This is a genomic window from Kitasatospora sp. NPDC004615, from assembly GCF_042873545.1.
Taxonomy (GTDB): domain Bacteria; phylum Actinomycetota; class Actinomycetes; order Streptomycetales; family Streptomycetaceae; genus Kitasatospora.
Window position 1 is genome coordinate 285,577 of sequence record NZ_JBIALQ010000004.1, and the last position, 23,561, is coordinate 309,137.

Sequence of the window (23,561 nt, forward strand, 5' to 3'; positions counted from 1 at the left end):
CCTTTCGTCGGGGCTGGAGGGCTCGGGAGGGCCGGTCAGCAGTGGCCGGCGGGCTGGGAAGTACTGCAGATGTTGTTCGTGAAGGAGTCCCCGGTGCCCTGGTCACGATCGGCGAGATCGGTGGGCCGGTTGTCGTTCAGCGTGTTGCCGGTGACGACCGCGCGGGTGTTCGGCGCGCCCACCACGCTCGGGTACAGCACGATGCCGCCCGACATCGGGGAGTTGCCGGAGTGGTCGGCGACCAGGTTCTCGACGACCGCGACGTCCTCGGTGCCGGTCAGCAGGATGCCGGTCCCCTGGACCGAGTCCAGGCGCGGATTGGGCGCGCAGTAGCGGTTGTTGGCGCGCACCACATTGCCGGTGACGGTCAGCGCACCGGCCCGCGGCACCCCGTCGTCGCCGACCACGAAGATGCCGCCGCAGTTGCCGGACACCAGGTTGGCCATCGCCGTCAGGTCGCGCACCCGGCGCAGCTGCAGGCCGATCCGGTTGCCGGTCAGCCGGTTCGCCGCCACCTGGGTGCCGCGGGTCTCCAACGCGCCGCCCTTGCGGTCGAACCAGTTGGCGATGAAGATCCCCGCCTGGCCGTTGTTCCGGGCCTCGTTGTCGATCACCGTGGCGCGGGTCGACATCTCCACGCTGATGCCCTGCAGGCCGTTGTCGTGGGACGTCACCCGGCGGACCGTCAGCCCGTCGGTGACGGCGGCGGCGATCCCGTTCTTCGCGAACCCCGCCACCGTCAGCGCCTCCACCACCGCGCCCGACACCGGCCGCACCGGCGCCCCGTTGTCGTCCGCCACACCCGTCACGCACAGCCCGTTGCCGGCCTTGGCACAGGCGCTGCCGTCCGCCGGGTCGGGCACCAGCACGGTGCGGCTGCCCTGCCCGCGCAGCGTCACCCCGTCGGTGGCGAGGGTGACGCTGCCCGGGTAGCTGCCCGCGGCCAGCTCCACCACGTCACCCGGGTGGGCCGCGTCGACGGCGGCCTGCACCGAGGCACCGGGCGCGAGGTGAACCACGTTCGGACGCGCGGCAAGGGCAGAACCGGCGAACGCGGCGCCCGGGATCGGGACGGGGACGAGGACGTGGCCGGGGGCGGCGAAGAGAGCGGACGGCAGGACGGTGGAGACGGGCGGTGCCGGACTGACGGCCAGCAGGGCGGGCACGGTGGCGGCGGAAGCGAGCAGGACGGCGGCGAGGCGGGTGCGCGGGCGCGCCGGAGCGAAGAGAGGAGTCATCAGGGAGAGCCGGTTTCCAAGGGGTTGCGGTCGCGGACGGCCTTGGCGCGCGCCCGCCGCCTCGAAGCTATGGCCGCGACCCGCCCGCGGCCAGCCGGGTTCGGTCGCACGAGTTGCCCACACCCGCCGACCGGGTGGCCCGGGAGGACGGCACCACCCGTACACCCGATCGGGGGGCACTTCGGCCGGGCACCGGGCCCCCCTCGGCCGGTCGAACCACTATGGACCCATGACCCTGCAACGTGGACGCACCTCCGAACAGACCGACCCCGCCCCCGACGACCTGCGCCCCACCGGCGCCGGCCGGACCGACCTGTTCCCCGCCGAACCGCACTCCGCCGACCACTACCGCACCGAGCGGCAGCGCAGCGAGGAGTACCGGCTCGACGAGGAACTCGCCGCCCGGCCCACCGCCGCGGACATCGGCCCCGAGAGCGAAGTGGAGACCGCGAGCTGGCCGGACGCCGAGGACCCCTCCTGGGACTACGACGACGTCATTTTTCGGTCGGTCAACTGAGTGCCCCTCAGCACACTGTGCCCGCCACTCGACCGTGATCGAGCGGCGGGCACAGTGCGCTGAGGGGCGCTCAGCGGACACTCGCTGCGGGTCAGTAGCGCTGGGCCTTCACCACCACCGGCGTCAGCGTGGTGCCCGCGCCCTTGGTGGAGAACGCCACCGGGTTCACGGTCGCGCCCGGCGCGACGTTCTCCACCCCCACCACCGAGGAGTCCACGCTCTGCCCGTTGGGGTCCGTGAAGTCCACCTGGATCGCGTACGAGCGGGTCTCCTGCGTGCTGTTGGTGATCGTCACCTTCGCCGCCGACACATCGCCGGTGGTCTGAGTCGGAATCCCGGTCAGGGTCACATCGCCCAGCGCGTTGCCCGACCCCTGAACGGTCGACAGCACCGCCGTCGCCTTCTCCCGGCCCGCCGCCAGCTGCGCGTTGGCCGACGCCTCGAACTCCGCCGCCCGCTGCGAGGCCGACGCCTGCGCCGCCGACACCGACGCCAGCGCGGACGAGTGCAACGAACCGAGCGGGGACGGCGGCTCGCCCGAGAACCGCTCCGTCCCCACCACGAACGTCGACATCGCCGCCTGCACCGGATCCTCGCCCGACGTGCCACCGCAGGACGCCATCACCGCGATCCCGGCCGCGCCCGCGCCCAGCGCCAGCATCAGCCGCGCGCCGCGGTGGACCCGCCGCCGTCCGGGCTGCTCCGCCCGGGCCGGCGGGCCGACCCGGCCCTGGCGCACCAGCGGCTGGCGGGGCGTCGGCCCCTGGCCGGAACTGTTCTGGTCCGCGTCTCGCATCGCGCTGCACCCTTTCGCTCAGAACCGCGCCGGCCACTGCGCGCCGCGGTCGATCCGACGAGCCGTCGGCCCGCGCCCGGACGTGCGGAACCAACGCTCCGCTCTCCGTCCCCATCGTCGGAGCCGGGCAACCCCTCCGGCCAGCGGCGCTGCGCCATTCGGGGGGAGTCCGACGGGGCATCAGATCGGCAACGGCGGTGGGGAGATACGTATGCCGGGTGACTGACGGGCGAAGGAGTACGGGGAGGACGCCGATGCCGGTGGGGGAACAGCGGATCGTACGGCGGCTGCCGAGCTGGAGCGCGCTGGTCGGGGCGGTGCTGTTCTACTGCCTGTCGTTCACGCCGTCGCTGCTGCCCGGGCCCTGGCTGCTGCAGGCCGCCGCCGGGGCGATCACCGCGTTCTTCGGGTACGGACTCGGTGCGTTCTTCGGCATGGTCGCCCGCCGCTGCGGGCTGCTTCCCTCGCCGGCCGTGCGGCGTGCCGGGTGGTGGCTGCTGGCCGTCGTCGGCGGCGGCTCCGTCGTCGCGATCACCGCCTGGAGCGTGCGCCGGCAGGGCGACCTGCGGCGGGCCGTCGGCCTCGACCCGCGGATCGGCTGGTGGCAGTGGGCCCTGGTGCTGCCGGTCGCGCTGCTGCTCGGCGCGCTGCTGGTGCTCGCCGCACGGGGCGTCCGGCTCGGCACCCGGACGCTGCGGGAGGTCCTCGGCCGGGCCGTTCCCGGCTGGGCGGCCGCCGCCGGGGCAGCCGCGCTCGCCGTCGTACTCGTGACCGGCTTCGTCCAGGGCTTCCTGCTGCGCGCCCTGCTCGGCGCCGCCGAACGCGGCGCCGCGCTGACGGACCGCTCCACCAGCCCCGGCACCGTCCGGCCGGAACTTCCCACCCTCTCCGGCAGCCCCGAGTCCCACGAGAGCTGGGACAGCCTCGGCAAGAAGGGCCGCGACTTCGTCGGCCGCGCCCCCACCGCCGCCCAGATCTCCGCCTTCACCGGGCGCCCCGCGAAGGACCCCGTCCGGGCCTACGTCGGCCTGCGCTCCGGCGAAGGCGTCGGCCTGACCGACCCGGAACGCGTCCTGAAGGAACGGGCCCTGCGCGCCGTCGCCGAACTCGACCGGGCCGGCGGCTTCCAGCGGAAGGTCCTGGCACTGCTGGTCGGGCCCACCCCCGACAACCCGCTGCGGACGGTCATCACCGATGGGCGCGCCCCCGGCAGCCCCGTCTGGCGGCCCGTCTACCAGGACGGCCGCACCGTGCGCTTCGCCCAGCAGACCTCCGACTTCACGGTGCCCGACGCGCCCCGGCCGCAGCCCCGGGTGGTCTACCTGCAGAACGGCAGCGACCCCGTGGTGTGGTGGGAGCCCGCCCTGATCTGGAGCCGGCCCGCCTGGCTCAACGGGCAGCGCGCCCACGACGTCTCACCGACCATGCGCTGGTACCCCCTGGTGACCTTCTGGCAAGTCACCTTCGACCTGACGGCCTCCGAGGCGGTGCCCGACGGGCACGGGCACCGCTACCGCCGGATGCCCATCGAGGCCTGGGCCAGGATCGTCCCGCCCGACGGCTGGACCCCGCAGGACACCGAGCGGTTGGTGGCGTACCTGGGGGAGCAGCCCTGACGGGGTGTTGTTGACGCGAATTGTTGACGCTGTCCGTTGACGGGCCTGGCCGGTTTTAGTGGTGAACCGGCTCGTGGGCGGTCTCGGCGTTGGTGGGGGTTTCTGCGCGGCTCCGGGGCCGGAGGAGGTGGCGGGCGAAGGCGGCGGAGGCCAGGAGCAGGGCGGCCGAGACCCACGCGGCGATGTTGATGCCGTGGACGAACGCGTCGTTCGCGCTGGTCAGCAGCTGGTTCGCGAGGTCGCTGGGCAGCGTCGAGGCCGCCTCCACCGCGCCGCCGAGGGACTGCCCGGCCTGGTCCACCAGGGCCGGGTCCGTGTGCGCCGGGATGGTGAGGGCCCCCGCGTACAGCGCCGTCACGATCGAGCCGACCAGGGCGATGCCGAGCGCCGCGCCCAGTTCGTACGCCGTCTCCGACACCGCCGAGGCGGCACCCGCCTTGTCGGCCGGGGCGGCACCCAGCACCAGGTCCGAGGAGAGGGTGTACACCACACCCTCGGCGGTACCCAGCGCCAGGAAGGACGAGCCGAGCAGCAGGTACGTGCTGTCGACCCGGACCATGCCCAGCGCCGCGATGCCCAGCCCCATCACCAGCAGGCTGACCGTCAGCACCCGGCGCGCACCCGCACGCCGAGCCAGCCGGGCCGTGAGCAGGCCGCCCACCACCGAGCCGACGAAGGCCGGCATCTCGGCGACACCCGCCGAGAGCGGCGAGTAGCCGCGTACCAGCTGGAGGTACTGCGACATGAAGAAGATCACACCGGACAGCCCGATCAGGCTGATCAGCGAGGACACCACCGCCGCCGTGAACCGCGGGTCACGGAACAGCCGGACCTCCAGCAGCGGGGTCTCCAGGCGGAGCTGACGCCGCACGAACAGCGCCAGCGCCGCCACCCCGAGCACGAAGGTAGCCGGGGTGATCCAGGTGTCCAGGCCGTGCGCCGCGAACTCCTTGATCCCGTACACCGCGCCGATCACACCCGCCATCGACAGCAGCACACTCAGCATGTCCCAGCGGCCCGGGCGCGGATCGCGGGACTCCGGCAGCAGCCAAGCACCGAACACCAGCAGCAGCACCATCACCGGCAGGTTCAGCAGGAACACCGACCCCCACCAGAAGTGCTCCAGCAGCACCCCGCCCACCAGCGGCCCCAGCGCCGCACCCGCCGTCGCGCCCGCACCCCAGATGCCGATCGCCGTCGCCCGCTCCCGGGCGTCCGGGAACAGCGAGCGGATCAACGACAGCGTGGACGGCATGATCGTCGCGCCCGCCACACCGAGCAGCGCCCGGGCCAGGATCAGCCAGCCCGGCCCCGGCGCGTACGCCGCCAACAGCGAGGCCACGCCGAACGCGGCCGACCCCGCCAGCAGCACCCGCTTGCGGCCCAGCCGGTCACTGAGTGCGCCCATCGACACCAGCAGGCCGGCCAGCACGAACGAGTAGATGTCGCCGATCCAGAGCAGCTGGGTGCCGGACGGGCGGAGGGTTTCGGTGATCGAGGGGATGGCGAGGGACAGCACCGTCGCGTCCACCGCCACCAGGGTGACGGCGAGCACGAGGACGCCGAGACCGGTCCAGCGGTGGCCGGACCGTCCGTTCCGGACGGTCCGGGTGGACTGGTCGGCGAGGGGGGAACTCATTGGGTATCAGGTCTCCGTAGAGCGCCGCCGAGGAACAGTTCGGCGAGCGAGAATGCGCTTTCGCGAGGGGCGAGCCGGCCTTCCTGGACGGCCCAGCCGATGCCGGCCACCAGATCGAAGAACGCCTCGCTGAGCCAGCCGGCCGAGAGCTCGATCCGGAACGTTCCTTCCCGCTGCCCGCGCAGGAACAGCGCGCGGACCCGGGCGTCCTGGAGCTCCCAGAGGTCATTGATGTCGGGATCGTCGTACAGCTGGTTCTCGCCGGCCAGGAAGGCGCACAGCGCCGCATCCGGCACCACCGCATCCACCAGCCGGCGCAGCGCCGCCTCGGCGTTGCCCTCCTCCACCCGCGCGGTGTCCAGCGCGGCGGCGAACCGGCGCAGGCCGAGCGCGCCCACCTCGCGGATCAGGGCCTCCCGGCCCGGGAAGATCCGGTGCAGAGTGGCGCGGCTGATGCCGGCGGCGCGGGCGATCTCGTCGAGATGGGCCGTCGGGCGTCGGGAGAGGACGCCGACGGCTGCCTCGAGGACGGAGTCGCGGTCGGTTGCCATGAGAGCAGCATAGTGCAAGTGAGACATTGATGTCTCACATTGGAGCTGTGGGTCTCGCGCTCTGGGTCTCGCGCTCTGGGTCTCGCGCTCTGGGTCTCGGGCTCGGGGTCTCGGGCTCGGGGTCTCGGGGTCTCGGGCCTGGGTTCGGGCTCGTCGGGTTTTGGGCCCGGGCTCGGGTTTTGGGCTCGGCGTCTTGGTTTCGATGGGGTGGTGGGGTGCGGGTTGCGGGTTGCGGGGAGCTTGGGGGCGCACGCAGAAGACCCCGCGCGGGGCGCGGGGTCTTCTGCGGCGTGCTTTGGGGTTGTGCCGTCGGGCGTGGGCCCGCTGGGCTGCCCGATGAGGTCAGCTCTGGTTGTAGAAGCCGGTCTCGTCGAGCGGGCGGTCGATGACCATCACCTCGACGTCCGCCGGCGTGAGCAGGAACACCCGGCGGGCGATCCGCTCGATGCCGCCTCGGGTGCCGAAGATCAGACCGGATGCGAAGTCGACCATCCGCTTGGCCTCGGCGTCGTTCATCTCGGTGAGGTCCATGACCACCGGCGTGGCGGCGCGGATGTGCTCGCCGACGGTGCGGGCGGCCTCGAACCCGGTGGGCCGGAGCGAGATGATCTTGGACGGCCCGATCTGCCCGCTCGGCAGCGTCTCCTCGCCGTCCCACGATTCCTCGTACATCGCGGCCGGGTAGCTACCGGAGGGCATAAGCCACCCGTTGTGGTGCTCGTCGCGAAGTGCTCCCATTAACCGCGCCTCCCTGTCTCGTTCCGTACTCGTCCCCCGGGGGACGACGAGTCGTTTTGACACGTCATCCACTTGTTGGAACTGTCCGAGTATCGCACTGATCACCGCGGAAGTGCCCGCACGTGCCCACCCCACGGTTGTGGCGCGGGCGAATATCCGTGCTTACTCGGATATTCGTAACGACGCAGGCGGTCGGTGAACGGTTGCGCCCAACGACACTATCGGTGGGGACCTAAGGGCAGTTGACTGAGTGTCAACAATCCTGTAACGGCGTCACCTGATGGGGTTCATTTCGGCCGCGGGTTCTCGGTTCTGTCCCCGGCGTGTCGTGTGTGTCGTGGGTGTCGTGGTTTTGGGCGTGTGTGTCGTGGTTCCGGTGCGGCTCGGCCGGGTCGGCGGGCCTTTGGCGAGCCGGGGTTTGTGCGGTCACTCGCCGGTCGCGCCGTCGATCCGCTCGCGGATCAGGTCGGCGTGGCCGTTGTGCCGGGCGTACTCCTCGACCATGTGGAACAGAATCCACCGGAGCGTCACCTCGTTGCCGCGCCAGGGGCGCCTGGCCACCGTGTCCAACGAGACGCCCTCGACCGCGGCGCGGGCGTAGGCGACGTCCTGCTGCCAGGCGGCGGTGTCGGCCACCGGATCCGCGGAGTCGACCAGGTCGAAGTCGCCGTCCGGGAACTCCTCGGTCCAGTACCGGCCGACCGGCCCGAGATCCTCGCCGTTCAGATACAGCCGGAACCAGTGCCGTTCCACCTCCGCCATGTGCCGGACCAGCCCCAGTAGCGACATTGGCGATGGAAGGCAGGACCGTTCGCGGAGCTGGTCCGGTGTCAGACCCTCGCACTTGAGGGCCAGGGTGGCGCGGTGGAAGTCCAGCCAGGAGTTGAGCATGGTCGCTTCGTCGGAGGCGAAGGCCGGGCTGATGCGGGCGGTGGCAGGGGAGCCGCTGGTGTTCGTCATGCCGCCATGGTGGGGGCGGGTCGGCGTAGGGGGCGAGCCGATTTCCGGAGCTGGGCGGTGGTGTGCGGGCACGGAGGCGGAGCTCGGTGCGATGATCTGATGTTCATTGCTGGTTGACTCGGGTGGGGTGTCGTTGTGCGCAAGGTGATGACGGGGGTCCAGCTGACGCTACGTCTGCTGCTGGAGCTGGCCTCACTGGCCGCGTTGGCGGTGGGTGGCTACGGGCTCTGGCACGGGGGGCCCGTGGTGGTGCGGGTGCTGATCGCGCTCGCCCTGCCGGTGGCTGCGGCCGTGCTGTGGGGGCGCTATGCGGCACCGCGACGGCCCGTGCGTGATTCGGCGGTGGCCTGGTACGGCGTCCAACTGCTGATCTGGGGCGGCTCGGTCGCCCTGCTGGCCATCACAGGCCACTCGGGCTGGGCGATCTGGCTCGGTGCGCTGATGGTCGTCAACACGGTGTGGCTGCGGCTGGCGGGTGAATGGTCGCCGGAGATCGAGCGGTAGGCGGATGGTCGGCGCCGCACTCGTTCTCCGTTGCGGCGCCGGGACGTTGACGTGTGTGCGGATGTGGCGTGCGGCCGGGTGCCGGTCCGGCTCGGGAGCGGTGTTGGCATCGGTGGCGGCGCGATGCTTGGGCGGTCAGGCGGTCAGGCGGTCAGGCGGTCAGGCGGTCAGGCGGTCAGGCGGTCAGGCGGAGCGGCGGGGGCGGGCCCGCCAGAGCGAGACGGCGCTGAACACGCACATCGCGGCGATCACCGACGCCGAGATCAGGAACGCCGGGGATCCCGGCGAGCTCGCGCTGGCCCCCGCGATGACGTACGCGGCGGTGGTGGGGACCACTCCGAGCACAGTTGCCGCCAGGTACGGCCAGAACCGGACTCCCGAGAACGCACACGCGAAGTTGCCCGCCTGGAACGGTGCCCCCGGAAACAGTCGCACCAACAGCACGCTGCGGAAGCCCTGTTCGGACAGCCGGCGGTCGATCTCGGTCAGCACCTTGCCGCGCACCAGCGGCCGCAGCGCCTCCCGGCCGAGCGACCGGCCGAGGGCGAACGCCGCGATCGCGCCGATCGCCGACCCCGCGATCGCCAGCGGCACGCCCCACAGCGAACCGAACAACAAGCCCATCCCTGCGTTCAACGCCGGGCGAGGCAGAAACGCCACCGTGCCGAAGGCGTACGCCGCCAACGCGATCGGCATCCGCCACGGACCGGCCGCCGCCGCGAGCACCGCCGTCGGATCCCAGAGCAGCAGCGAGGCCGCTGCGGCGGCGAGGACGGCCGCGAGCAGACCGAGGCGCAGCAGCGCGTGGCGGTGCGGGCGCGGGCGCGGTGCGGGCGCGTTCGGTGCGGGCGCGTTCGGTGCGTTGGCTTCGGTGCGGGTGTCCGGGACGGCGCTTGCGGTGGTGCTGGCGTCGGTGCCGACGTCGGCGTCGGCGGGGAGTGGCGCGGTGGGGCCGGATGTCGGCTGCGGGGCGGGCACCCGGGGAGCTTAACCGGCGCCGGGGCCGGGGTGTTTGCGAGGGGCCTGGCGGGTGCGGGTGCGGGTGCGGGTGCGGGCTTGGGCTTGGGCGGCAGCGCGGTCAGTCGGTGGGTGCTCAGGTGGTGGGGAGGCGCAGTTGCTTCAGTAGGGCGATGTCGGCGGCGTGCCGGACGCCTTCGATGCGCTCGGGGTCGTGGCGACCGTCCGGGGTCTCGATGATCAGCGGGACGCCGGCGGTGGCCGGGTGCGCCAGCAGGGCCTGGAACGCGGGGGCGCCGATGTGACCGGCACCGATGTTCTCGTGGCGGTCCTTGCGGGCGCCGGCCACGTCCTGCGAGTCGTTGGCGTGGATCAGCCGGAGCCGGTCCGGGCCGACCGCCCGGTGCAGGGCGTCGAAGAGCTCGTCGACCCCGCCCGGGGCGGCCAGGTCATGACCGGCGGCGAAGGCGTGGCAGGTGTCCAGGCAGACGCCGACCAACGGGTGGTGGTCGAGCGCGTCCAGGTAGGCGGCGAGGTCCTCCATCCGGGCGCACAGCGAGCTGCCCTGCCCCGCTGTCGGTTCCAGCAGCAGCCAGGGCGCGTCGTCCCCGTACCGGTCGAGTCCGTCCAGGATCGGCAGGACCTGCGCGCGAACCTGGGCCAGCGCCTCCTCGCGAGTGCCGCACAGTGCCGAACCCGTGTGAACCACCGCACCGAGCGCGCCGATCGCCGCCGAGCGGTGCAGCGAGTGCGTCAGCGACTCCGCCGAACGTTCGCGGGTCGCCGCCGAATCGGAGCCGAAGTTGATCAGGTAGGGCGCGTGGACGTAGGCCGGGATGCCCTGCTCGGCGCAGGCCGTGCGGAACGCCAGGTCGTGCGCTGGATTCCCGGCCGGAGTGGCCCACCCACGCGGGTTGGCGACGAACACCTGCACTGCCTCCGCGCCGACCTTCTCGGCGTAGGCCAGCCCCGTCCCCGCCAGACCCTTTCCGGCAACTGGAACATGGGCGCCGATCGGGTTTCGCGGGGCGGAATTCATGGCCACGAGCATCCCACGGCAGGATGGACCGGCAGGTCACCGGGGTCGGCAGCGGCCATTTCGATGCGGCGGCCGGCAATTCGGGGGAGTCGGTCAGCAAGAGCCGGCCGGGCAGAGCAGGTCGGGCAGAGCCGGCCGGACGGTTGACGGGCGGCTACAGGACGGAAGGCGAGAAAGCAGATGGACAAGTCATTGGCGCGGGCGCAGCGCGAGCACTGGGAGCGCACGTACTCCGAGCACCCCGGCATGTACGGGGACCAGCCGTCGGAGTCGGCGGAGTACGCCGCCACGGTGTCCACGCCCGGGGGAACCGTGCTGGAACTGGGCGCCGGCCATGGGCGCGACGCCCTGTTCTTCGCCCGCCGGGGCTTCACGGTCACCGCAGCCGACTTCAGCCCCGTCGCCCTCGACCAACTCCGCGAGCGGGCCGCCGCCGACGGTCTGACGGTGACCACCGTGGTGCAGGACGTCCGCCAGCCGCTGGACCTGCCGGACGCGTCCGTCGACACGGTGTACGCGCACATGCTGTTCTGCATGGCGCTGTCCACGGCCGAGCTGGAGGCATTGGTCGGGGAGGTGCGGCGGGTGCTGCGGCCAGGAGGCGTGCTGGTGTACACCGTGCGGCACACCGGCGATGCGCACTACGGGGCCGGGATCGGCCACGGCGACGACATCTGGGAGAACGGCGGTTTCGCCGTCCACTTCTTCTCGCGGGAACTGGTGGACCGCCTCGCGGAGGGCTGGGACCCGGCTGAGGTCGAGCCGTTCGAGGAGGGCGATCTTCCGCGCCGGCTCTGGCGGGTGACGCAGCGCCGGACCGCCTGAGACGCGGCGCGGGGCGGGCTGAGCGCGTGGGTGCGGTGGGGCGGCTGACGTGGTGAGGGGTGCGGGGGCGGTTCCCGCACCCCTTGCGTGGCGGTTCGGTTGGCGGCTTGGCCGGTGGCGCCGGCGGTCCGGCTGCCGGCACAGTCTCAGCGTGATGGCTCCAGGGAGCCCGATGCGGCCGGCGAGTCCGCCGACCTGCGCTGGCGCATGGCAGTGGCGGACGGGATCAGGGCGGCCGCCAGCAGCGTGACGATGAGGAACGAGACCGTCAGCGAACTCGCCTGGGCGATGCCGCCCACCACGGCCGGGGCGACCAGGCCGGAGGTGTACGTGATGGTGGCGACGCCGGCGATGGACTGGCTCGGGTTGGTACCGGCCCGTCCGGCGGCGGCGAACGCGAGCGGAACCACCACGGCGATACCTATGCCGATCAGCGCGAACCCCGGAATGGCCAGGTACGGGCTGTCGGCGACGACCACCAGCAGTCCGCCGACGCCGGCGACCGCGCCGCTGACCCGTACCGTGCGCACCGGGCCGAGGCTGCGGATCACCGCGTCGCCCGCCAGGCGGGCTGCGGCCATGGTGGCGGCGAAGGCCGTGAAGCACGCGGCGGCAATCGACGGGGAGGCGCCGGTGACGTCGCGCAGGTACACGCCGCTCCAGTCCATCGACGCGCCCTCGGCGAAGACCGCGCAGAACCCGACCAGACCGATGAGCAGTGCCTCCTTAGGTGGCAGTGCGAAGCGGGGCGGTGCCTCCTCGTCGACGGCCGGCCGAACGTCCAGCACTCCGCGCGACACGATTTGTGCGAGCAGCACCAGAACCAGTGCGGTCACCGCGAACTGGATCCGGGCGTCCACCTGCTTATGCGCGGCCAGCACACCGAAGCCGGAGGCGACCAGACCGCCCAGGCTCCACATCCCGTGCAGACCCGACATGATCGACCGGCCGAGCCGTTCCTCGACCTCGACGCCCTGGGCGTTCATCGCCACGTCCGACATGCCGGACGTCGCGCCGTAGATGAACAGCGAGAGGCAGAGGACCACCAGGTGCGGGGAGAGCGCGGGCAGCGCCAGCGACAGGCACCACAGCGACAACAGGCCCTGCAGCGCGGCCCGGGCGCCGAAGCGGTGCACGATGCCTCCGGCCAGCGGCATCGCGATCGAGGCGCCGATCGCCGGGAACACCAGGGCGAGACCGAGCTGGCCGGGACTCAGATCCAGCTGGTCCTTGATCCACGGGATGCGGCTGACGAAGGTGCCGGTGACGGCTCCGTGGACGGCGAACACCAGCGCCACACTCAGCCTTGCGCGCCGGACGTCCTTGAGAGTTTCGCCCACGCCGGGCTCCCCCCTTGGGTCGGTCGGATTGGAAATAAACTATCAGGGACCCTGCCTGATAGAAACCTCTGGAAGGATGCAGGCTCATGACGACCGCTCGCACTGCCACGCCGAGCACCGCCCGGGCCATCAACGACCGGCTCGCCCTCGACCTGCTGCTCGAACGGGGCCCGCTCACCGCATCCGACCTGCGCACGCTGACCGGACTCTCCCGGCCCACCGTCGCCGACCTGCTCGAACGTCTCCAACGCAGCGGATTGGTCGCCCAGGCAGGGGAGAGCGCCGCACTCCGCCGGGGCCCCAACGCCCGGCTGTACGGGCTGGTCTCCGATCGGGCGCACCTCGCCGGGATCGACATCCGCGCCACCGGTGTCAGCCTGGTCGTTGCCGACCTGACCGGCCGCACCCTCGGCACGGCCACCATCGCGGCATCGGCGCGGAGCGAGGCCGAGGGATCGGGCAGGCCTCCGACCGCGGTCGATGGGGCGGCCGGAACCGCCGGAGCCGCTGCTGATGTCTCGGCGCCGACCAGGGCGGGAACAGCCGTGTCCGCCGAGGGCGGGCCGGGGGACGGCGATCTGCTCGTCGAGCGGACGGTCGAGGCACTACTCGCGACCGCCGCTGCGGCCGGTGCGCAGGACCTGCACACCGTCGCGGTCGGCGCGCCCGGGCTGGTGGACCCGGTGAGCGGCGCACTCAACAACTCCGGGAAACTGCCCGAGTGGCACACCAAGTTGCTCGCCGCCCTGCGCGCCCGCCGCGGGACAGAGGTGATCCTCGAGAACGAGGTGAACCTGGCCGGGATCGCCGAGCACCGGATCGGCGCAGCCCAGGACCGGAAGGACTTCGCCCTGATCTGGTTGGGCCACGGCGTGGGCGCGTCGGTCGTCCTGGATGGTCGGCTGCGACGTGGAGCCTCCGGCGGCACCGGCGAGATCGGGTTCCTGCCCGTCCCGGGAACCGGCGGCCTGCCGGACGCCACCCGGTGCGACGGCGGATTCCACTCGCTGGTCTCGAGCGCCGCGATCTGCGAACTCGGCGCCCGCCACGGCCTGGACGCCGAGCCTGACGGATCGGAACCCGGCGCCGAAGCCGTCGTACGACTCGCGGTCCGGACCGGAGCCCGCGACTTCCTGGAGGAACTGGCCGGACGGATCGCCGTCGGAGCCTCGTCGATCTGCGTGGTACTCGACCCCGGCTGTGTGGTGCTGGGCGGTGAGATCGGCCAGGCCGGGGGCCCCGAACTGGCCGCCCGGGTCGAGCGCCAACTCGCCCGGCTCTCCCCACTCGCCACCGAAGTCCGCGCCGGTACGGCCGGTGGCGGCGCCGTGCTCGCCGGTGCAGTGCTGACCGCCGGGGACGCGGTGCGGCGCGAGCTGTTCGGAGGCGAGTGAGGCTCCGGTCGTGGCCGATGCGCGGGTTGGATGTGGTCGTTTCGTGCGGCCGGCGGGTGGTCGGGTCGTGCGTGGGCAGCGCGCTTTCTGGGGTGAGCAGGGCCTTCGAGGGACTGGATCGGCGCCGCGACTGCTGACTGCCGCCTTGGCGTGGTCGTCGGGAGCTGCGGCGCGGCTGAGGTTGGGGCCGATCCGGAGACCCAGCCGCGATCGTCCGGGCGGCGGTTCGGGGGCCACTGATGGTGGGGTCGGTACGGGGCCGGTTGCCGGTAGGGCAGGATGGCGGAGTCTGTCCCACCTTCCGTGAGCTGCCCAGGAGCTGCATCCATGGTCATCCCCGACCCGCCCGTCCACCCGTACCGCATCGGCGAGGCGGCCTCGATGCTCGGGGTGAGCGCCGACACCATGCGGCGGTGGGTGGATGTGGGGCGACTGCCGGCGACCCGGGACGAGCACGGGCACCGGATCATTGCCGGGGCCGAACTCGCCGCCTTCGCACGTGAGTTGGCGCGCCCCGAGAACAGCGAGGCGGAAGGCCGGTCCTCGGCCAGAAACCGGTTCCCGGGGATTGTGACCGCGGTGGTGCTGGGCGACGTGGCCGCACAGGTGGAAATCCAGGCCGGGCCGTTCCGGGTGGTTTCGCTGATCAGCCGCGACTCCGCGGAGGAGCTCGGTCTGGTGCCCGGGGCACCCGCCACCGCCGTCATCAAGTCGACCAACGTCGTGGTCGAACGCCGTTGACCCGTTGCCCGGCCGATGAGCCGAGGCCGCGTTTGCAGTGGCCTCCCGGCCCGGCGGGGCGTGATGCCCGCCGCCAGGTATCGGAGGTACCTGCACAGCGACGAGCGGGCGCCGCCTAGGATGCGGAGTTCTGCGGCCAACCGCCGGCGAGGCGACCCGTGGTGTGAGCTGCCCGACCGTGTGAGAGGACGACCCCGTTGAAGAGCCGCGTGCGCGCCGTTGCCCACCGTGGTGACCCGTACCAGTACCGCGAGAACACCCTGCCCGCGGTCAGTGCCGCCCTCGCGGCGGGAGCGGACGCCGTCGAGGTCGACGTCCAACTCACCAGGGACGGCGTGCCGGTCCTGCTCCACGACCGGACCCTGGAACGGCTCTGGAACGACCCGCGCCCGATCAACCGCGTGACCTCCGAACAGCTCGATGAATTGGCCACGCCCGGCCTCCGGATCCCCACCCTCGCGGAGATCCTTCCGGTCGTCGCACAGGCCGACGGCCGACAGCTGCTGGTCGACCTGGACGACGCCCAGCCGGCCGCCGCGACCTGGCGCACCGTCAGCGATCTCGGCCTGGCCGACCGCGTCGCATTCTGCGGGTCCGTCGCCGCGATGCTCGCCGTGCGGGAGCTCGCACCCCAGGCGGAGATCTCGCTGACCTGGAACCGACTTCAACTGCCCAAGCAGCGGCTGCTGGACGAACTGCGCCCCAGCTACCTCAATCCCCCCTTCGGGCTGGTCGACGAGCGACTGGTGGCGACTGTGCACGACGCCGGCCTCGCCCTCGCCACCTGGACCGTCGACCTCCGCAGGACGATGCGACGAATGCTCGACCTCGGCGTCGACTCGCTCACCTCCAACCGAGTGGCCCTGCTGCGCCGGACGATCGACCAGCACGCCCGCTGAGCCGGGGCGCCCGGGCCGCGCCGCCGGTCGGGCCGGGCCCGACGCTGAAGGGCTGTGGCGCACCGACTTGATGTCCGAACCGGTGCTGCGGTCGCGGTTCTGGTCGGTGGCCGCCGTGAGGCCGACCGCAGGCTCGAACGTCGGGCCTTGGGCCCTGCTCCGGCGATGGAGCCGGTGTGCGGGCATCGGGGCTGCACTGCGTGCGACGTCTGCGGCGGGCGGTGTCTCAGGGGTCGGCGAGCCTCGTGACACCCCACTGCTGTTGGGCTCGTCGGCGAGCCGCCGGAGGAGACGCCAGTGTGTTGTCCTCCGTGCGATGCCGAAGACCCGAGCGGACGCCTTGGAGAGGAAGGCGAATGCCGTGCAGACAGTGCTGACAGGTGCGGTCACAGTATGTCCAATCTGCTTGTCGACCCGGCAGCGTGTCCGGGAGTGCGAGGGCGTAGTGGGCGGCAGGGGTTCTGGGTTGGGCTGGGAGCCAGGTAGCGCTGACGAGTTGATGGTCCGTTCGGCGGCGGCGTGGGCGGCGCGCCGCCCCACAGGCGACTACCTGCTGTGACGGCAGGTGTGTGCTGAAATGACACGATCATGGCGGCGCGTGGGCGGAGGTGGCGGTGGCAACGGAAGGCCCCCCGGGACCTCGCGAACCGAACGAGCACCCCGGGCCGCCAACGCCGTCCGGTGACGAGGACGGCTCGGAGCAGCCCAATGTGAACGACTCGGCGGGTGACCCATCAGGGGCAGAGCCGGCCGACAACTCCGGCGCATCTGGGCCTGCTGATCGCAGACCGTCCTTGGGCGGAGACTCCGGTCCGGCCGATGACGGCGCAGCTGGTGAGACCAGCGGAGAGAGGGCTGGCGGTACTGCCTCCGGCGAGAAAGCCGGGAAGGGCGGCCGGCGCCCCTCCGGTACGGTGCCGGCAACTGGCGAGCAATCGACGTCAAGTGCGTGCACCTCCATAGATGCTGAGGGCTTGTCGGAAACGGGCGCGGTGGTGGCCACCCGCAGTACGGCGCCGGACGATCGGAGGCCGGCCCTGATGCTGCCGCCATCCGTTCGAGCCGCCGCTGCCTGGTCGGCCGCGGTGATCCTCTTCGTCACCGTCGCCGTGGCCGCGGTGTTCGTGGTCGTGGCGCTCAGAGCAGCGACCATCCCGATGGTGGTTGCACTCCTGGCCACCGCGCTGCTCTACCCGGTCATGCCATGGCTGGTGAACCGGGGCGTCGGCCGTGGAGCGGCAGCTGGACTGACCTGTGCCACCCTGGTCCTCGTTGTCACCGGAGGCATCGCACTGCTCGTCAACTCTCTGGTGAACAGCGCCCCACAGATCGCTGCGGGACTCCAACAGGCGGGCGACCGGATCGCCTCGTGGCTCGGACCACTCGGCGACAGGATCCAGTACGCGCTTCGGCAGAGCGCAGGCTCGGGAAGCAACCTGGTGGATTCCCTCGCCAACGGGGTCCTGTCGGGACTTGGCCTGGTCACTCAGCTGCTTACCGGAGGAGTGCTGGCCCTCGCGCTGGTCTTCTTCTTTCTGCGCGACGGCCATCGGTTTGCCGACGCCATCCACGAACTGATGCCGGGCAAGCACTCCGACACGGTGATCGCCTGCGGTCAGCAGGCCTTCGCGGCCATGGCCGGCTTCATGCGCGGCACCACTTTAATCGCGCTGATCGACGCGACATTCATCTCCATCGGACTGCTGCTCCTCGATGTTCCGGGTGCGGCCGGACTGGGGGCTCTCGTTTTCATGGGGTCCTACATTCCGTTCGTCGGGGCCTTTCTCTCCGGGACTGTGGCGGTACTCGTGGCCCTGGCGAACGGCGGTCTCGGCACCGCCCTCTGGGCTCTTGGCGTGGTGCTGGCAGTGCAGGCGATCGAAGGCAACGTGCTACAACCGGTCATTCAGAGCCGCACCGTCGAGCTCCACCCGGCGACGATCATGATCGCCGTGGTGGCCGGCTCCGGGATCGCCGGAATCATCGGAGCGTTGCTCGCCGTGCCGGTCAGCGCGGCCGGCCTCGGCGTGGTGTCGGTGCTGCGTGGCGGCGCGGAGACACCTGGGGCGCCCACGAGCCGCCGCAGGCGAGTGCGCTCCGAGAGCTGAGGTGTTCGCTGATCAGCGGCTTGCCGTGGCGAACGTAGTTGGGTGGGGCGGACAGCTGCGGATCTGACTGCTGGTCAGCGATGGCCTCCTGGGTTGAGGTCCCGGCGGTCGACACCGGGTCGACGGTTCGGCAGCACCACCGGGTCGGGTTGGGTGGTTGCCCCGGTGGTGGTGCGGTGGTCAGGGAGCGGGGAAGTAAGCGGCGAGCCAGCGGTCGAGTTCGGCGAACACCTGGGCCCGGACCGGCTCGGCCGAGAGGACCAGGTCATGGATACCGCCTTCGATGCGGATAGTGGTGACGTGCTGGCCGAGGCGTGGTGCGAGCGCGGCGATGTCGTCGGCGCGGAGGACCGCGTCGGTGTGCGTCAGTGCGGGATCCCACCGACTGGTGACGGTGGACGCGGTGGAAGCCATCATCAGGATCGGGCAGCCGAGGGAGAGCCCGCGTCGGACCGTACGGTGTCCGCGCTGGATCGCCGCCAGCCAGCCGGCGTAGAGCGGGAAGCCCTCGGCCGGCTTCAGCGCGAGGTCGAACTCCCAGCTACCGCGGTGCTTCCGGTGAAGACTGTGGACATAGTGCGGGTTGAGCGGTGCCGGCAACTTCCGGGTGGGGGCGGCCCGGCCGAGAGCATCGAGGGCCGGCGCCCCGAGCTTGCGGACTGCGGGTGGGGCAGGCATCGACAGGAACGGGCTGTTGAGGAACAGACCGTCGACCAGTCCACGTCCACCACGACGGGACGCCCACAGTGCCGCCACCAGCCCACCCGTGGAGTGCCCGTTCACCAGCACCCGACTGTGGCCGTCGAGTTCCCGGATCACGCGGACGGCTTCGTCCAGTTCTTCGTCGTACGAGGCGAGGTCCGTGACGAAGTTGGGGGACTGGTGGGGCCGAATCGACCGGCCGTACTTGCGGAGATCCAGGGCGTAGAAGGAATAGCCGGCGGCGGTGAAATGATCGGCGAGGTGGGTCTGGAAGAAGTAGTCGGTGTAGCCGTGCAAGTACAGCACCGCCTGGCGGGATCCCGGAACCAACCGGCGGACCAGCGTGGCGCTGACCTCTCCTTCTTCGTCCGGGATCAGTGGGAGCTCCGCCGCCTCGTACGGGGCACCCAGGATGTCTTCGCGGAACTCCATGTCAACCACACCCACTTCCTGCTCTGCTCGCCGCCCCGAGGCCGTTCGAGGCGGTGCCACTTCCGCGACCATACCGGTCGGTAAGCCGCTCCGTTTGGGAAGACTGCCCTGGTCGGGCCTAAGCTGCCCGCATGGCTGCCCCTTCGTTGATCGTTCTCCTCACCGTCACCTTCCGGAGGGCTGTCCGATGACCGGCCCGGCCGCCGGCCTACCGGAGCCGCGCCCCGTCGAGCGCGAGGTGGCGCTGGGGACAGCCAAGCTGATGCCCGACATCGACGACGAGGGCGGTTGGCTGCTCACCCTCGACGGCACCCCGCAGTCGTATGTCGACCTCCAAGACCCCACGCATCTCGAGTTCGAATACGTCCAGCGAATTGCGCACCTGCTGGACGTGGTCGCGGACTCCGGAGAGCCGCTCGACGTCCTGCACCTCGGCGGTGGCGCGCTCACCCTGCCCCGCTACCTGGCACATACTCGGCCCGGCTCGCGGCAGCAAGTGGTTGAGGTCGACGGGCCGTTGACCGAGTTCATCGCGGAGCACCTTCCTTGGCCGTCCGGCATCGACGTGGTGGTCGGCGACGCGCGGTCGGCACTCGAATCTGTGGCGCCGAGAACATTCGACGTCGTGGTGGCTGACGTCTTCCGGGGCTCGCGGACGCCGGCACACCTCACCAGCGTGGAGTTCGTCCGGCTTGCCGCCGCCACGCTCAGGCCCGGCGGGTGCTACGCGGCGAACCTCGCAGATGGCCCGCCACTCGCCTTCGCCAAGGCCCAGGCGGCCACCGTCGCCGCTGTCTTCGCTCATGTCTGCCTGGTGGCCGAGCCCAGTGTGCTGCGAGGCCGGCGGTACGGGAACGTTCTGCTGATCGGCTCCGATGAGCCGCTGCCCACAGGGGAGTTGAGTCGGCGGCTCGCCTCCGACCCCTTCCCTGCCAGGCTGACGGAATCGCCGCAGCAGGCTTCCGAGCCGGTCACGGATGCGACTGCCGAGGATTCGCCGCCGCCACCGGCCGGGGCGTTCTCGCTGAGCTGAGGTGGACAGCGGGTCACGCGGGCTGCTGTGCTGGAAGTCGTACCTGATGGCGAGCTCCTTCCCTGGAGGCGAGGTCGGCTGGTCGGCTTTGGCTGGCGAGCCGGACATTGGCTGAGGCATCGGCTGGACGGAACGCTGGAGAGCGGCGGCGTGGGCGGACCGTCCAGCCGACTTCGCGCGTGGTCGGGCGGATTGGCTGTGTGGAGGGGCTGATCAGTCTGCGGAGAGAACAAGCCGGCGCGCTGTCTCGCGGTAGCCGAGCAGTTCGAAGGCGGCGATCATCGGGTGATTGGCGAGGTCCGTGTCGGCGCGGATGGCGGTTGCCATGGCCTCGGTGGCGAGGACCCGGGTGACCTCGGCGAGGATCTCCGCCACGAAACCCCGCCCGCGGAACTCGGGAAGGACTCCGAGATAGCCCACCACCGAAGCGGCGGAGTTGCGTGAGGGGATCCCGAAGCCGACCACCTGCCCCGTGGGAGTTCGAGCTATTCGCCACCAGGAGCGGTCACCGAGCATGTCATGGTGGTAGAAGGCGACGTCGTTCCGGGCTTGCTCCGCCGGCCCGAGAAGCAGCGACTCCCGTGTGGTGGCCGCGTCCAGGCTCCCCGGTAGAGCCCGGCGGAAAAGATCGACGAAGACCTCGTCGTCGGGTTCCGGTGTGAACACCAACCGCTCGGACACGGTGGGGACTGGCCGCTCCGCTTCCCACTCGAAACGGAGACGCTCGGTGGCAAGACGGAGGCCGGCCAGCTTCGCGGCCTCGCGGCGCCACTCCACTGCTGCCGCAGCCTCAGGTTGGCCGCGCCAGTTCGCAGGCAGGAACAGGTGGTACTCCGGTGGGACGGCCAGGCTGTCGGCGGCGAAGACCTGGTGGGCTGCGGTGAGCAGAGCGGCGGCGATCGCAGAGCGAGGGTCGCTGGGCAGCAGGCGCGCTCCAGGCCCCGGTGTATCGAGGTTTGTGAGAGCTGTGGCTGCCTCAGTGGTGAACAGTGCGTCCAAGCTTCGGGGAAGGATGTCGTCGGGCAGGCCCCACCAGATGGCGAGCGCCAAGGGCACTCGTTCAGGGCCGGCCTCCGCGATCCAGATCCATTCGGGTCGGTACTCGCCATCGGCGATGCGGGCGCGGACGACCTCGGCGGAGATCGTGGTGGACGGGTCGGACCGAAGGCAGGTCAGGGCCGTGTCGAGTTCTTGAAGGACGATCGGGCGGAAGATCACAGGGTCTCCGAGGCAGGGGAGTAGTGGACGCATCCCGACCGCGATGATCCGTGGCGACCGCCCAAGTGGGGGCGTGTCAGCTGGACGCGCGGGTGATCGGATGCGCTGTGGGACGGAGCTGAGTTATCGGGACCACCACAGGACCTCCTCTCGGTGCGGGGCATCGTGGGTGCGAAGCCACTCTGCGGCTGGGCGTGCACTGGACCGTCGGTAGAGTCGATCCACCGTCAGTGGCCCGAAGCTTAGAGAGGTTGGTGGGTGGTTCGCAAATTATTTTTCGGAGATTATTTCGCAGGCTTGTTGCGGCCGGGGAAATGGGTTGCTCCGGGGGCGGTGCCGAGTGGTGGCGCTTGCATATTCAGCGGGAGAGCCTGGCAGGTTCCTGTGTTGTGAAGCACTGTTGAAATAGCCTGCGTTATGAAGCTTTTTCTATAAGCATCCATTTGAGGCTGGGCTGGTTTTTGGTGCGACAGGGGGCCGGGCAGCGACGCGCATCAGGGTCGTCGGGTGCGTAGATGGTGAAGGGCTGGAGCAGGTTACGCTGAATTACTCGAAAGAGTGGATCGGGAAATATCGACCATGAGTGCGGTTGGTGCTGATCCGGCGGCGGTAGAAATGTCACTGGCGGCAGCGAACCTGGGAGGAGGTGTCGGCGAATGAGTGGGTGGAGTGGCAGGCTGGCGCACGTGGGCGCCGGCCGCTAGCACTTCGGACGGTGTTGGGGGATGTCAGGAGATCAGATACGGACGCCGAGGATGAAGCCGGATCCGGTTACGGCGGATCGGACCTGGTCGTCATCCAGTGGCTGGGCCGACTCGATGGTGACTTGGCCGGCCCGCGTGTCCACGGTGACATCAGTGATACCTGGCAATGCGGTCAACTCGGCCGTGACGGTCCGTTCGCAGTGGCCGCAGCTCATTCCTTCGACGGTGAAGACAGTGGTGGTGGACATGGGTTACCTCCGTTGAGCTGGTTGCGTGTGGCGGGTTGTCTGGCGGGGCAAGGCGCCGCCGTGTTGCTCAACGGGCGCGCCGGGATGGGGGCATCGGGGCGCACTGTCAAATGCCCCCAAGGAGTGGTTTCTCGACAGGGAGGGAGGGTGGCCGAGCCTCGAGGGCGGACTGCGTGAGGCATAAGCGGCATTCGCTGTCGCCTGACGCTCATGCCGGGCGATGGTGCTTGCCGAAGTGTTCGTGATGTGTGGATTTGATAGGAAGGTTTTGGGTCGTAGGGGCCTGGGGTGAAATTTTGTGAAATGCTCACTCTGGCCTTGAACCTGCGAAGGCTCGGGTGGTGATGGTGGCGGGAATGTGAACCGTCTTGGGTTGCTCGGCTCGGCTGGGTCAGATGGACCGTTGTGGCTGGGTCGGTGAGGCTTTGGCGTCCTTGGTCCAGCTATAGATCGGCATGCGGTTTCTGGCATGGGTGGCTGATGGGGTCGATGGGCGTGCCGGAGACTCGACTTGTCGAGATGTCAAATCAATGGAATGAAATAATGGGTGATCACATGAGTGAAGCGCCAGGGCGCATTATTTTCCTCAACGGAACGTCGAGCTCGGGAAAGTCGAGCATCGCACGTGAGTTGCTGGAAATTCTCGATGACGAGGTCTGGTTCCATCTTGGCGTCGACATGTTCAACGCCATGCGGACGATGCGCGCGATAGAGCAGGCCCAGTTCGATGAGGCGCTGAAACGGACCAGGAAGGGATTTCACCGGTCGATCGCGGCGATGGCGGATGCCGGCAACAACGTGATCGTCGACCATGTCCTGAGCGAGCCGTGGCGGCTGTCCGACTGTTTGGACGTGCTCAGTCCCTACCGAGTCATGTTCGTTGGGGTTCGCTGTGACGTGGAGGAGTTGACCCGGCGCGAGGAAGCTCGGGGTGACCGGCCCCCCGGTCTGGCAGCCCGGCAGCACGACCTGGTGCACCAGCACGGCGACTACGACTTCGAATGTGACAGCGGAGCGTACTCGCCGCGCGAGTGTGCCGAGCGGATCAAAGCGTTTCTGCCGAACCAACCGGACCAGACCGCCTTCGAGCGACTGCGGGAGGGCATACGCCGGTAGTCCCGATGCCCCAGAAAGCCGCCCGAGCAATGGGTGGGAATTTGGGAGGGGTGGACAGAGCGATCACGTTGGGACACCGCCCAATTGGCGAGCTGATGGGGTGACGTCGCCGGTCGCAACGACCGGAACGAGTCGGTGACGGAGGCTCGCAGGTCTGAGCGGCGAGGTGCGGTTCGGGGCTGACTGAAGGTCAGCCCCGGACCGCCAACGGAGAACAGAGGGCCGGTCGCGGTCAGTTCGGCAGGG

General features: G+C 70.5%; 22 protein-coding genes. 10 read left to right on the forward strand and 12 right to left on the reverse strand.

Going from position 1 to position 23,561, the window contains the following annotated elements:
* Positions 1 to 35: 35 nt before the first annotated feature.
* Positions 36 to 1,238: a nitrous oxide reductase family maturation protein NosD gene (locus ACFYS8_RS16165; protein WP_387641334.1), complete on the reverse strand. Its 1,203-nt coding sequence runs from the start codon at positions 1,236 to 1,238 to the stop codon at positions 36 to 38.
* A gap of 229 nt (positions 1,239 to 1,467) precedes the next feature.
* Between ACFYS8_RS16165 and ACFYS8_RS16170 the strand changes: the two genes are divergently transcribed.
* Entirely contained in the window at positions 1,468 to 1,755 is a 288-nt protein-coding gene (locus ACFYS8_RS16170; RefSeq protein ID WP_387641338.1) for a hypothetical protein, read from the forward strand.
* A 91-nt stretch (positions 1,756 to 1,846) separates the two neighbouring features.
* Here ACFYS8_RS16170 and ACFYS8_RS16175 read toward each other — a convergent pair whose 3' ends face one another.
* Positions 1,847 to 2,551 (reverse strand): hypothetical protein, encoded by a 705-nt coding sequence (locus ACFYS8_RS16175; protein WP_387641341.1) that lies wholly within the window; start codon positions 2,549 to 2,551, stop codon positions 1,847 to 1,849.
* A 254-nt stretch (positions 2,552 to 2,805) separates the two neighbouring features.
* On the opposite strand from ACFYS8_RS16175, the gene ACFYS8_RS16180 reads away from it, so the two are divergent.
* Positions 2,806 to 4,167, forward strand: a complete 1,362-nt coding sequence (locus tag ACFYS8_RS16180) for an alpha/beta-hydrolase family protein (protein ID WP_387641344.1) — start codon at positions 2,806 to 2,808, stop codon at positions 4,165 to 4,167.
* Positions 4,168 to 4,222: 55 nt separating this feature from the next.
* On the opposite strand, the gene ACFYS8_RS16185 is transcribed toward ACFYS8_RS16180, so the two are convergent.
* The 4 genes from ACFYS8_RS16185 to ACFYS8_RS16200 all read right to left on the reverse strand — a co-directional run bounded on the left by ACFYS8_RS16185 (position 4,223) and on the right by ACFYS8_RS16200 (position 8,055).
* A complete protein-coding gene (locus ACFYS8_RS16185; protein WP_387641347.1) occupies positions 4,223 to 5,806 on the reverse strand; it encodes an MFS transporter in 1,584 nt (527 codons plus the stop codon).
* A complete protein-coding gene (locus ACFYS8_RS16190) occupies positions 5,803 to 6,357 on the reverse strand; it encodes a TetR/AcrR family transcriptional regulator (RefSeq protein ID WP_387641350.1) in 555 nt (184 codons plus the stop codon). Before ACFYS8_RS16190 ends, ACFYS8_RS16185 begins: the two co-directional genes overlap by 4 nt.
* Positions 6,358 to 6,699: 342 nt before the next feature.
* Positions 6,700 to 7,095: a cell division protein SepF gene (locus ACFYS8_RS16195; protein WP_387641352.1), complete on the reverse strand. Its 396-nt coding sequence runs from the start codon at positions 7,093 to 7,095 to the stop codon at positions 6,700 to 6,702.
* Positions 7,096 to 7,521: 426 nt separating this feature from the next.
* Positions 7,522 to 8,055 (reverse strand): DinB family protein, encoded by a 534-nt coding sequence (locus ACFYS8_RS16200; protein WP_387641354.1) that lies wholly within the window; start codon positions 8,053 to 8,055, stop codon positions 7,522 to 7,524.
* 147 nt (positions 8,056 to 8,202) lie between these two features.
* Here ACFYS8_RS16200 and ACFYS8_RS16205 point away from each other — a divergent pair, with 147 nt between their 5' ends.
* Entirely contained in the window at positions 8,203 to 8,559 is a 357-nt protein-coding gene (locus ACFYS8_RS16205; RefSeq protein ID WP_387641357.1) for a YrdB family protein, read from the forward strand.
* 183 nt (positions 8,560 to 8,742) lie between these two features.
* On the opposite strand, the gene ACFYS8_RS16210 is transcribed toward ACFYS8_RS16205, so the two are convergent.
* On the reverse strand, positions 8,743 to 9,537 hold the full coding sequence (locus ACFYS8_RS16210; protein ID WP_387641360.1) for a TVP38/TMEM64 family protein: 795 nt from the start codon (positions 9,535 to 9,537) through the stop codon (positions 8,743 to 8,745).
* 115 nt (positions 9,538 to 9,652) lie between these two features.
* Positions 9,653 to 10,555 (reverse strand): deoxyribonuclease IV, encoded by a 903-nt coding sequence (locus tag ACFYS8_RS16215; RefSeq protein WP_387641363.1) that lies wholly within the window; start codon positions 10,553 to 10,555, stop codon positions 9,653 to 9,655.
* Positions 10,556 to 10,735: 180 nt separating this feature from the next.
* Between ACFYS8_RS16215 and ACFYS8_RS16220 the strand changes: the two genes are divergently transcribed.
* Complete coding sequence (locus tag ACFYS8_RS16220) at positions 10,736 to 11,380, forward strand: class I SAM-dependent methyltransferase (RefSeq protein WP_387641365.1); 645 nt, start codon at positions 10,736 to 10,738, stop codon at positions 11,378 to 11,380.
* Between the two features lie 146 nt (positions 11,381 to 11,526).
* Here the strand turns inward: ACFYS8_RS16220 and ACFYS8_RS16225 are convergent, their stop codons facing one another.
* Entirely contained in the window at positions 11,527 to 12,720 is a 1,194-nt protein-coding gene (locus ACFYS8_RS16225) for an MFS transporter (RefSeq protein WP_387641367.1), read from the reverse strand.
* A gap of 86 nt (positions 12,721 to 12,806) precedes the next feature.
* Here ACFYS8_RS16225 and ACFYS8_RS16230 point away from each other — a divergent pair, with 86 nt between their 5' ends.
* From ACFYS8_RS16230 to ACFYS8_RS16245, 4 genes are all read left to right on the forward strand, one after another.
* On the forward strand, positions 12,807 to 14,114 hold the full coding sequence (locus ACFYS8_RS16230; protein ID WP_387641369.1) for an ROK family transcriptional regulator: 1,308 nt from the start codon (positions 12,807 to 12,809) through the stop codon (positions 14,112 to 14,114).
* Between the two features lie 327 nt (positions 14,115 to 14,441).
* On the forward strand, positions 14,442 to 14,855 hold the full coding sequence (locus ACFYS8_RS16235) for a molybdopterin-binding protein (RefSeq protein WP_387641372.1): 414 nt from the start codon (positions 14,442 to 14,444) through the stop codon (positions 14,853 to 14,855).
* A 197-nt stretch (positions 14,856 to 15,052) separates the two neighbouring features.
* On the forward strand, positions 15,053 to 15,754 hold the full coding sequence (locus tag ACFYS8_RS16240; protein ID WP_387641374.1) for a glycerophosphodiester phosphodiesterase: 702 nt from the start codon (positions 15,053 to 15,055) through the stop codon (positions 15,752 to 15,754).
* A 974-nt stretch (positions 15,755 to 16,728) separates the two neighbouring features.
* Complete coding sequence (locus ACFYS8_RS16245) at positions 16,729 to 17,862, forward strand: AI-2E family transporter (protein ID WP_387641377.1); 1,134 nt, start codon at positions 16,729 to 16,731, stop codon at positions 17,860 to 17,862.
* Positions 17,863 to 18,042: 180 nt separating this feature from the next.
* Here the strand turns inward: ACFYS8_RS16245 and ACFYS8_RS16250 are convergent, their stop codons facing one another.
* Positions 18,043 to 18,996, reverse strand: a complete 954-nt coding sequence (locus ACFYS8_RS16250) for an alpha/beta hydrolase (RefSeq protein WP_387641379.1) — start codon at positions 18,994 to 18,996, stop codon at positions 18,043 to 18,045.
* A 187-nt stretch (positions 18,997 to 19,183) separates the two neighbouring features.
* On the opposite strand from ACFYS8_RS16250, the gene ACFYS8_RS16255 reads away from it, so the two are divergent.
* Positions 19,184 to 20,029 carry a spermidine synthase gene (locus ACFYS8_RS16255; RefSeq protein ID WP_387641381.1) on the forward strand — a complete coding sequence of 282 codons (846 nt, stop codon included), beginning with the start codon at positions 19,184 to 19,186 and terminating at the stop codon, positions 20,027 to 20,029.
* A gap of 213 nt (positions 20,030 to 20,242) precedes the next feature.
* Here ACFYS8_RS16255 and ACFYS8_RS16260 read toward each other — a convergent pair whose 3' ends face one another.
* Both ACFYS8_RS16260 and ACFYS8_RS16265 read right to left on the reverse strand, forming a co-directional pair.
* On the reverse strand, positions 20,243 to 21,247 hold the full coding sequence (locus ACFYS8_RS16260) for a GNAT family N-acetyltransferase (protein ID WP_387641384.1): 1,005 nt from the start codon (positions 21,245 to 21,247) through the stop codon (positions 20,243 to 20,245).
* 736 nt (positions 21,248 to 21,983) lie between these two features.
* Positions 21,984 to 22,199: a heavy-metal-associated domain-containing protein gene (locus tag ACFYS8_RS16265; RefSeq protein ID WP_387641386.1), complete on the reverse strand. Its 216-nt coding sequence runs from the start codon at positions 22,197 to 22,199 to the stop codon at positions 21,984 to 21,986.
* A gap of 543 nt (positions 22,200 to 22,742) precedes the next feature.
* Here ACFYS8_RS16265 and ACFYS8_RS16270 point away from each other — a divergent pair.
* Positions 22,743 to 23,315, forward strand: coding sequence for a chloramphenicol phosphotransferase CPT family protein (locus ACFYS8_RS16270; RefSeq protein ID WP_387641388.1), 573 nt, complete (start codon positions 22,743 to 22,745; stop codon positions 23,313 to 23,315).
* Positions 23,316 to 23,561 lie beyond the last annotated feature (246 nt).

Bases quoted from the DNA above. Each gene is read 5' to 3' on its own strand.
- ACFYS8_RS16265 (WP_387641386.1), bottom strand. From the start codon at position 22,199: ATGTCCACCACCACTGTCTTCACCGTCGAAGGAATGAGCTGCGGCCAC.
- ACFYS8_RS16185 (WP_387641347.1), bottom strand. From the start codon at position 5,806: ATGAGTTCCCCCCTCGCCGACCAGTCCACCCGGACCGTCCGGAACGGA.
- ACFYS8_RS16220 (WP_387641365.1), top strand. From the start codon at position 10,736: ATGGACAAGTCATTGGCGCGGGCGCAGCGCGAGCACTGGGAGCGCACG.
- ACFYS8_RS16215 (WP_387641363.1), bottom strand. From the start codon at position 10,555: ATGAATTCCGCCCCGCGAAACCCGATCGGCGCCCATGTTCCAGTTGCC.
- ACFYS8_RS16205 (WP_387641357.1), top strand. From the start codon at position 8,203: ATGACGGGGGTCCAGCTGACGCTACGTCTGCTGCTGGAGCTGGCCTCA.
- ACFYS8_RS16170 (WP_387641338.1), top strand. From the start codon at position 1,468: ATGACCCTGCAACGTGGACGCACCTCCGAACAGACCGACCCCGCCCCC.
- ACFYS8_RS16180 (WP_387641344.1), top strand. From the start codon at position 2,806: ATGCCGGTGGGGGAACAGCGGATCGTACGGCGGCTGCCGAGCTGGAGC.
- ACFYS8_RS16235 (WP_387641372.1), top strand. From the start codon at position 14,442: ATGGTCATCCCCGACCCGCCCGTCCACCCGTACCGCATCGGCGAGGCG.
- ACFYS8_RS16165 (WP_387641334.1), bottom strand. From the start codon at position 1,238: ATGACTCCTCTCTTCGCTCCGGCGCGCCCGCGCACCCGCCTCGCCGCC.
- ACFYS8_RS16270 (WP_387641388.1), top strand. From the start codon at position 22,743: ATGGGTGATCACATGAGTGAAGCGCCAGGGCGCATTATTTTCCTCAAC.
- ACFYS8_RS16230 (WP_387641369.1), top strand. From the start codon at position 12,807: ATGACGACCGCTCGCACTGCCACGCCGAGCACCGCCCGGGCCATCAAC.
- ACFYS8_RS16255 (WP_387641381.1), top strand. From the start codon at position 19,184: ATGACCGGCCCGGCCGCCGGCCTACCGGAGCCGCGCCCCGTCGAGCGC.
- ACFYS8_RS16175 (WP_387641341.1), bottom strand. From the start codon at position 2,551: ATGCGAGACGCGGACCAGAACAGTTCCGGCCAGGGGCCGACGCCCCGC.
- ACFYS8_RS16190 (WP_387641350.1), bottom strand. From the start codon at position 6,357: ATGGCAACCGACCGCGACTCCGTCCTCGAGGCAGCCGTCGGCGTCCTC.
- ACFYS8_RS16250 (WP_387641379.1), bottom strand. From the start codon at position 18,996: ATGGAGTTCCGCGAAGACATCCTGGGTGCCCCGTACGAGGCGGCGGAG.
- ACFYS8_RS16200 (WP_387641354.1), bottom strand. From the start codon at position 8,055: ATGACGAACACCAGCGGCTCCCCTGCCACCGCCCGCATCAGCCCGGCC.
- ACFYS8_RS16195 (WP_387641352.1), bottom strand. From the start codon at position 7,095: ATGGGAGCACTTCGCGACGAGCACCACAACGGGTGGCTTATGCCCTCC.